The sequence below is a fragment of the Streptomyces sp. NPDC056486 genome (genome assembly GCF_042795295.1).
Taxonomy (GTDB): Bacteria; Actinomycetota; Actinomycetes; order Streptomycetales; family Streptomycetaceae; genus Streptomyces.
This window is the reverse complement of the sequence record NZ_JBHTSF010000267.1, coordinates 1-7,765: the sequence shown is the minus strand read 5'-3', so window position 1 is coordinate 7,765 and position 7,765 is coordinate 1. Positions and strand designations below refer to the sequence as shown.

The 7,765-nt window shown below is 69.5% G+C and carries 7 protein-coding genes; 2 read left to right on the top strand and 5 right to left on the bottom strand.

The window, feature by feature from the left end:
* The 5 genes from ACFQ7F_RS44470 to ACFQ7F_RS44450 all read right to left on the bottom strand — a co-directional run.
* A partial coding sequence (locus tag ACFQ7F_RS44470; protein ID WP_383285010.1) for a cation:proton antiporter occupies positions 1 to 543 on the bottom strand: 543 nt, incomplete at its 3' end.
* A 129-nt stretch (positions 544 to 672) separates the two neighbouring features.
* On the bottom strand, positions 673 to 1,143 hold the full coding sequence (locus tag ACFQ7F_RS44465; protein WP_383285007.1) for a GNAT family N-acetyltransferase: 471 nt from the start codon (positions 1,141 to 1,143) through the stop codon (positions 673 to 675).
* Positions 1,140 to 2,081, bottom strand: coding sequence for an RluA family pseudouridine synthase (locus ACFQ7F_RS44460; RefSeq protein WP_383285004.1), 942 nt, complete (start codon positions 2,079 to 2,081; stop codon positions 1,140 to 1,142). The genes ACFQ7F_RS44465 and ACFQ7F_RS44460 overlap by 4 nt, the downstream gene beginning before the upstream one ends.
* An 81-nt stretch (positions 2,082 to 2,162) precedes the next feature.
* Positions 2,163 to 2,804, bottom strand: coding sequence for a signal peptidase II (gene lspA, locus ACFQ7F_RS44455; RefSeq protein WP_383285001.1), 642 nt, complete (start codon positions 2,802 to 2,804; stop codon positions 2,163 to 2,165).
* Positions 2,805 to 2,882: 78 nt separating this feature from the next.
* On the bottom strand, positions 2,883 to 3,728 hold the full coding sequence (locus tag ACFQ7F_RS44450) for a TraR/DksA family transcriptional regulator (protein WP_383284997.1): 846 nt from the start codon (positions 3,726 to 3,728) through the stop codon (positions 2,883 to 2,885).
* Positions 3,729 to 4,031: 303 nt separating this feature from the next.
* Between ACFQ7F_RS44450 and ACFQ7F_RS44445 the strand changes: the two genes are divergently transcribed.
* A complete protein-coding gene (locus ACFQ7F_RS44445) occupies positions 4,032 to 4,223 on the top strand; it encodes a DUF1059 domain-containing protein (protein WP_190081399.1) in 192 nt (63 codons plus the stop codon).
* A 364-nt stretch (positions 4,224 to 4,587) separates the two neighbouring features.
* Positions 4,588 to 7,728: an isoleucine--tRNA ligase gene (gene ileS, locus ACFQ7F_RS44440; RefSeq protein WP_383285013.1), complete on the top strand. Its 3,141-nt coding sequence runs from the start codon at positions 4,588 to 4,590 to the stop codon at positions 7,726 to 7,728.
* Positions 7,729 to 7,765 lie beyond the last annotated feature (37 nt).

Here is a 7,765-nt window from a genome sequence, read left to right as displayed (position 1 = left end):
CTGCCCCACCGCCTCCGGCCACGAGAACGTCCCGCTCACCGCCGCCGCGATCGCCACGTGGTAGAGCACGATGGCCGTGACGTCGTTGAAGAGGCCCTCTCCCTCCAGGATCGACACGAGCCGCCGCGGAAGGCCGAGCGACCCGGCGACGGCGGTCGCCGCGACCGGGTCGGGCGGCGCCACGAGCGCGCCGAGCGCCACGGCGGCGGCGATCGGCAGCCCGGGGACGACCGAGTTCGCGATCGCGGCGACCGCCGCGGTCGTCACGAAGACGAGGGCGACGGCGAGCAGGAAGATGGGGCGTCTGTTGGCCGCGAACTGCCGCCACGAGGTGCGCTGGACGGCCGCGTACAGCAAGGGCGGAAGGACCAGCGGCAGGATGTAATCGGGCGGGATCTCGACGTTCGGGACCCAGGGGGCGAAGGCGAGAACGATCCCGGCCAGCGTCATGAGGACGGGCGCGGGCAGCCCGAGCCGTTCGCCGAGCGGCACCGTCACCACGGCGCCGAGCAGCAGAACGAGCAGCAGCGCCAGTTGATCCACGGTGCGGCCTCCGGCAATTCGGGACAGTTCGAGAAGGTCCGGGACTCAGACGATCAAGACCTCAACCCTGCCACGCATCCCCGCGAACCGGGCCAATGCCCCTCCGGCACCTGTGCCGGAGTCCGGCGCTCAGCCCAGCGTCTTGCGCATCGCCCGGTGCGGGATGCCCGCGTCCGGGAACTCGGGGCCGTAGACCACGTACCCGAGGCGTTCGTAGAACCCCAGGGCGTGCGTCTGTGCGTGCAGGTCGACCGCGGCGAGGCCACGCGCGCGTGCCGCGTCCTCGATCGCCCGCACCAGGGCCGCACCGACACCGAGTCCGCGTGCCTCCCGCGTCACCGCGAGGCGGCCGAGCGCGCCCGCCTCGCTGTCTCCGCCGTTCTTGGCCGCGGCCGCGGCGCCGGTGAGCAGCCGGCCGGTGCCCAGCGGCAGGCCGTCGTCGCGGACCGCGAGGACGTGCACCGCATCGGCGTCGTACGCGTCGTACTCGAGGTCTTCGGGGACCTGCTGCTCGACGACGAAGACTTCCTTGCGGACCCTGAAGCAGGCCTCGAGGTCATCGGCTTCGACCGCTGTCCGGCAGCTGACCCCGGCGCTCATTCGCTCTCTGCCCGCACCCGGTCGAGAGCCTGCTGGAGGTCGTCCGGATAGGTGCTCTCGAACTCCACCCACTGCCCGTCACCGGGGTGCTCGAAGCCGAGCCGCACCGCGTGCAGCCACTGGCGCGTGAGACCGAGCCGCTTGGCGAACGTCGGATCGGCGCCGTACGTCAGGTCGCCCACGCACGGATGCCGGTGGGCAGCCATGTGCACGCGGATCTGGTGCGTACGACCCGTCTCCAGCTTGATGTCGAGCAGCGAGGCCGCACGGAATGCCTCGATGAGGTCGTAGTGCGTGACGGAATCCTTGCCCTCGGCCGTGACCGCCCACTTGTAGTCGTGCTGCGGGTGGCGGCCGATGGGGGCGTCGATCGTGCCGCTCATCGGGTCGGGGTGGCCCTGCACCAGCGCGTTGTAGCGCTTGTCGACCGTGCGCTCCTTGAACTGCCGCTTCAGGGAGGTGTACGCACGCTCCGACTTGGCGACGGCCATCAGACCGGAGGTGCCCACGTCGAGGCGGTGCACGATGCCCTGGCGCTCGGCGGCTCCGGAGGTCGAGATGCGATACCCGGCGGCGGCGAGGCCGCCGATCACCGTGGTGCCGGTCCAGCCGGGGCTCGGATGCGCGGCCACGCCCACCGGCTTGACGATCACGAGGAGGTCGTCGTCGTCATGGATGATCTCCATGCCCTCGACGGGCTCGGCGACGATCTGCACCGGAGCGGGCGCCTGCGGCATCTCCACCTCCAGCCAGGCGCCGCCGTGCACACGCTCGGACTTGCCGACCACGCTGCCGTCGACCATCACCTTGCCTGCCGCCGCAAGATCGGCGGCCTTCGTGCGGGAAAAACCGAACATGCGAGAGATGGCGGCGTCGACGCGCTCGCCCTCCAGGCCGTCCGGCACGGGCAGGGTACGGATCTCGGGAATCGTGCTCACCCATTGAGTATGCAGGAGGCCACCGACACTCCCGCACCACGAGAGCCCCCGCCGGGGGCTCCGCTCCTGCTCAGGCCCTGCTCAGTCCTTGTGGACGGTCCCGTCGGGGTCCAGGCCGCGGAACGAGAGGATCACGATCAGGAAGCCGCCGCACACGATCGCCGAGTCCGCGAGGTTGAACACCGCGAAGCCCTTCGGCGCGATGAAGTCGACCACCGCTCCCTCGAACACGCCGGGGGCACGGAAGATCCGGTCGGTGAGGTTGCCCAAGGCGCCGCCGAGCAGCATGCCGAGGGCGATGGCCCAGGGCAGGCTGTAGAGCTTGCGGGCCAGGCGGGCGATCACCACGATCACTGCCGCCGCGATACAGGTGAAGATCACGGTGAAGGCCTCGCCGATCCCGAAGGCGGCGCCCGCGTTCCGGATGGCGTTGAACTGGAGCCAGTCGCCGATGATCTCGATCGGCGCGTGGTGCTCGAGCTTCGCGACGACGATCATCTTGCTGACGAGGTCCAGTGCGTACGCAAGGACGGCCACCGCGAACAGGACGAGAATCCTGCGCTTGCCCTTGGGCCGCTGCTCGTCCGGCGTGACCTGCTCGTCCGGCGTGACCTGCTCGTCCGGCGTGGCCCGCTCGTCGGACGAGGCCTGCTCGCCGGCCTCGTCCTGCCCAGCCGCCTCAGGGATGTCCGGCGTACCGATGATGCGCTCCGCCTCTGCCACGTGAGTCCCTCAACCTAGGTACCTGACTGGGGACGAGAGTACGGCACACACGTACGGCAGCAGGTGGTCAGGCCGCTTTCAGTAGCGGCGCTCCTCCTTCTGCTTGCAGTCCATGCACAAGGTCGCGCGCGGGAAGGCCTGCATCCGCGCCTTGCCGATGGGATTACCGCAGTTCTCGCAGATGCCGTACGTCCCCGCGTCCAGCCGTTCCAGGGCGCGCTCGGTCTGCTCGAGCATCTCGCGCGCGTTGGCGGCCAGCGACATCTCGTGCTCCCGCGTGATGTTCTTCGTGCCGGTGTCCGCGTCGTCGTCGCCCGCGCCGTCCCCGGAATCGCGCATCAGGCCCGCCAGGGCGTCCTCGGAGGAGGAGATCTCACTGCCGAGCCGCAGCGCCTCGCTCTGGAGCTCCGCACGGGCCTCAGCGACCTCCTCCGGGGTCCAGGGGTCCTCGCCGGGCCGTACCGCGAGCTCACCGGGCTCTGCGGCGGCGATACGCGCCTTGGGCACCGCCGTCGGCTTCTTCGCTGCCGTCGCCGTGCCCGGAGTCTTCTTCGTGACCACTGTCGTGGCTCCCGTCGTCTCCGCGGCCTGAGCCGCACCCTCGGCCGCCGTCGCAGCCGTCTTCTTGGCCGTGCTCTTCTTGGCCGTGCTCTTCTTGGCAGCTGTCTTCTTCGCCGCGGGAGCCTTCTTCGCCGCGGAGGCCTTCGCGGAGGCCTTCTTCGCCGTATCGGGCTCCTTGGCGGCGCCCTCCCCGGCTGCTGTCTTCTTGCCGGCATCGGCAACCATGGCTACCGCCTTCTTGGCGACGGCCTTCTTGGCGGCCGCCTTCTTCGCCACAGCCTTCTTTGCGGCGGTCTTCTTCGTGGCCGCGCCTGTGGATCTGCCCGACGCCGAATCCTGTACGGCGGTCTTCTTCGCCACCATGGCCGCGGCCCCTTCACATTTTGTGATCTTGCACGCGAATCGTGCTGGGACGATAAATCGACTCAGAGCCCGCGGCAACGGGGCACGCCGCCCAATCCGCCCGCCCCACGGGTGCAGCGCGGCGAGCATGCATGCGTTGTGCCCAGCTCCCGGCCGGGTAATCCGGCCGGATCGCGGATCAGGATCCGAACGCTCCACATGTCGGCATTCGGGTCAATCATCGCGGCCTCGGCGGCCCTGGGCATGAGTCCACCTCAAGGCAGAAATGGGCTTAAAATGGGATTCGACACAAGAAGGTGCGCCATGCGCAAAACAGCCGACTGCCGCGAATTCCCGAGCGAGACCCACTGCACTCTCGCCATCTCCGGTGAAGAGGAAGAAGTGGTCCGCGCCGCCAGCGAGCACGCCGTGTCCGTCCACGGACACACCGACAGCCCGGAGCTTCGGAAAATGGTCCGCGAATCCCTCAGGGACGAGGTCCCCCAGCACGCCTGACGCGGCCGCCCGAAATCCGGTCGGCCCCGTACACCCCGCCCCGTACACTGGCCGGAGCGAGAAGCGTGAATGGGGACGAGTAGCGGCGTACGCGGCCATGAGCGACCCGGGGACGGTGTGAGCCCGGGGGCAGGCGCGACGTGAAGATCACCCCGGAGCCGCCGGAAGAACCACCGGCAGTGGGCCCTCAGGTCCGCCGCAGGCCAGTAGACCCGGCATCGCGACCCCAATGAGGGGGTTTTCCCGGCGCCACACGCGCCAGGAGGGCCAAGGAGGGTGGTACCGCGGGAGCGCGACAAGCGGCTCTCGTCCCTCCGACGGAACGGAATCGTCCGCCGGAGGAAGCGCGTTGAACACGCAGCCGTTGCATACGCAGCCGCAGTACCGCCAGGTGCCCGCCCAGGTCGACCTGCCCGCCCTTGAGCACGCCGTGCTCGACTTCTGGAGCGAGCAGAAGATCTTCGCCAAGAGCCTGGATCAGTCCGAGGGGCGCCCCGAGTGGGTGTTCTACGAGGGCCCGCCCACCGCCAACGGCATGCCGGGCGCCCACCACATCGAGGCCCGCGTCTTCAAGGACGTCTTCCCGCGCTTCCGCACCATGCGGGGCTACCACGTCGCCCGCAAGGCCGGCTGGGACTGCCACGGCCTCCCGGTCGAGCTCGCTGTCGAGAAGGAGCTCGGGTTCAGCGGCAAGAAGGACATCGAGGCGTACGGCATCGCCGAGTTCAACGCCAAGTGCCGCGAGTCCGTGACCCGGCACACCGACGCCTTCGCCGACCTCACGACCCGCATGGGTTACTGGACCGACCTCGACGGCGCGTACCGCACGATGAACCCCGAGTACATCGAATCGGTCTGGTGGTCCCTCAAGGAGATCTTCAACAAGGACCTCCTGGTCCAGGACCACCGCGTAGCCCCCTGGTGTCCGCGCTGCGGCACCGGCCTCTCCGACCACGAGCTGGCGCAGGGCTACGAGACGGTCGTCGACCCCTCTGTCTTCGTCCGCTTCCCGCTCACCGGCGGCCCGCTTGCGGGCGAGGCGGCCCTCCTGGTGTGGACGACCACTCCGTGGACCCTCGTCTCCAACACCGCGGTCGCCGCGCACCCCGACGTCACGTACGTCGTCGCGACGAACGGCGAAGAGAAGCTCGTGGTCGCCGAGCCGCTCGTCGAGAAGGCTCTCGGCGAGGGCTGGGAGACCACGGGGCAGACCTTCACCGGCGCCGAGATGGAGCGCTGGAACTACCAGCGCCCCTTCGACCTCGTGGAGTTCCCCGCCCCCGCGCACTACGTGGTCAACGCCGACTACGTGACCACCGAGGACGGCACCGGTCTGGTCCACCAGTCCCCCGCCTTCGGTGAGGACGACCTCAAGGTCTGCCGTTCGTACGGCCTCCCGATCGTGAACCCGGTGCGTCCCGACGGCACCTTCGAGGAGGACGTCCCCCTCGTGGGCGGTGTCTTCTTCAAGAAGGCCGACGAAAAGCTGACCGAGGACCTCCAGGACCGCGGTCTGCTCTTCCGTCACATCCCGTACGAGCACAGCTATCCGCACTGCTGGCGCTGCCACACGGCGCTCCTCTACTACGCGCAGCCGTCCTGGTACATCCGCACCACGGCCATCAAGGACCGTCTCCTCGAGGAGAACGAGAAGACCAACTGGTTCCCCGACTCGGTCAAGAACGGCCGCTTCGGCGACTGGCTGAACAACAACGTCGACTGGGCGCTGTCCCGCAACCGCTACTGGGGCACCCCGCTGCCCATCTGGCGCTGCGAGGAAGGCCACTTGACATGCGTGGGCTCGCGCGCCGAGCTCTCCGACCTGACGGGCACCGACCAGTCGGAGCTCGACCCGCACCGCCCGTACATCGACGCGGTCACCTTCCCCTGCCCGACCTGCCAGGAGACCGCGACGCGCGTCCCCGAGGTCATCGACGCGTGGTACGACTCCGGTTCGATGCCGTTCGCGCAGTGGGGATACCCGTACAAGAACAAGGAGCTCTTCGAGAGCCGGTACCCGGCGCAGTTCATCTCGGAGGCCATCGACCAGACGCGCGGCTGGTTCTACACGCTGATGGCCGTCGGCACTCTGGTCTTCGACAAGTCGTCGTACGAGAACGTGGTCTGCCTCGGCCACATCCTCGCCGAGGACGGCCGCAAGATGTCCAAGCACCTGGGCAACACCCTGGAGCCGATCCCGCTGATGGACCAGCACGGCGCCGACGCCGTGCGCTGGTTCATGGCGGCCGGCGGCTCCCCGTGGGCGGCTCGCCGCGTGGGCCACGGCACCATCCAGGAAGTCGTCCGCAAGACGCTCCTCACGTACTGGAACACGGTCGCCTTCCAGGCCCTGTACGCCCGTACGTCGAAGTGGGCCCCCGGCGACGCCGACCCGGCGCCCGCCGAGCGCCCGCTCCTGGACCGCTGGCTGCTCAGCGAGCTGCACGCGCTCACCGACCAGGTCACGCAGGCCCTGGAGGGCTACGACACCCAGCGTGCGGGCAAGCTCCTGTCCACGTTCGTCGACAACCTCTCCAACTGGTACGTACGCCGTTCCCGCCGCCGCTTCTGGCAGGGCGACAAGGCGGCGCTCCGCACCCTGCACGAGGTCCTGGAGACGGTCACCCGCCTCATGGCCCCGCTGACGCCGTTCATCACGGAGCGTGTCTGGCAGGACCTGGTGGTGCCGGTCACCCCGGACGCCCCGGAGTCGGTCCACCTGACGTCCTGGCCCGAGGCTGACCTGTCGGCGATCGACCCGGAGCTGTCGAGGCAGATGGTTCTCGTGCGTCGCCTGGTGGAGCTGGGCCGTGCCACCCGGGCCGAGTCCGGCGTCAAGACCCGCCAGCCGCTGTCCCGCGCCCTGATCGCGGCCACCGGCTTCGAGTCGCTCAACCCGGAGCTGCACGCCCAGATCACCGAGGAGCTCAACGTCTCCTCACTCGCGTCGCTCTCCGAGGTCGGCGGTTCCCTGGTCGACACGACCGCGAAGGCCAACTTCCGCGCCCTGGGCAAGCGGTTCGGCAAGGGCGTCCAGGCGGTCGCCAAGGCCGTCGCCGACACGGACGCCGCCGCGCTCTCCCTGGCCCTGCGCGAGGGAACGGCGTCGGTCGAGGTCGACGGCGAGAAGATCACGCTGGCCCCGGATGAGGTCATCATCACGGAGACCCCGCGCGAGGGCTGGTCGGTGGCGTCCGACTCCGGTGCCACGGTCGCCCTCGACCTGGAGATCACGGAGGAGCTGCGCCGTGCCGGTCTGGCCCGTGACGCGATCCGCCTGATCCAGGAGGCCCGCAAGAACAGCGGCCTGGACGTCGCGGACCGGATCGCCCTGCGCTGGACCTCCACGGACCCGGCCGTGATCACGGCCCTGTCCGACCACGCCGAGCTCATCGCGGACGAGGTGCTCGCCACGGACTTCGCACAGGGCGAGGCCGACGACGCGTACGGCGAGACGTTCACGGACGAGTCGCTGTCCCTGACGTTCCGCCTCCGCAAGGCGTAGCCGGCAGGCAGCCCGGCAAGCGCCGAAGGCCCGGTCC

What these genes read in the sequence shown, in the direction of transcription:
- ACFQ7F_RS44450 (WP_383284997.1), bottom strand. Translation starts at nt 3,728, where the DNA reads ATGGTGGCGAAGAAGACCGCCGTACAGGATTCGGCGTCGGGCAGATCC.
- ACFQ7F_RS44445 (WP_190081399.1), top strand. Translation starts at nt 4,032, where the DNA reads ATGCGCAAAACAGCCGACTGCCGCGAATTCCCGAGCGAGACCCACTGC.
- ACFQ7F_RS44465 (WP_383285007.1), bottom strand. Translation starts at nt 1,143, where the DNA reads ATGAGCGCCGGGGTCAGCTGCCGGACAGCGGTCGAAGCCGATGACCTC.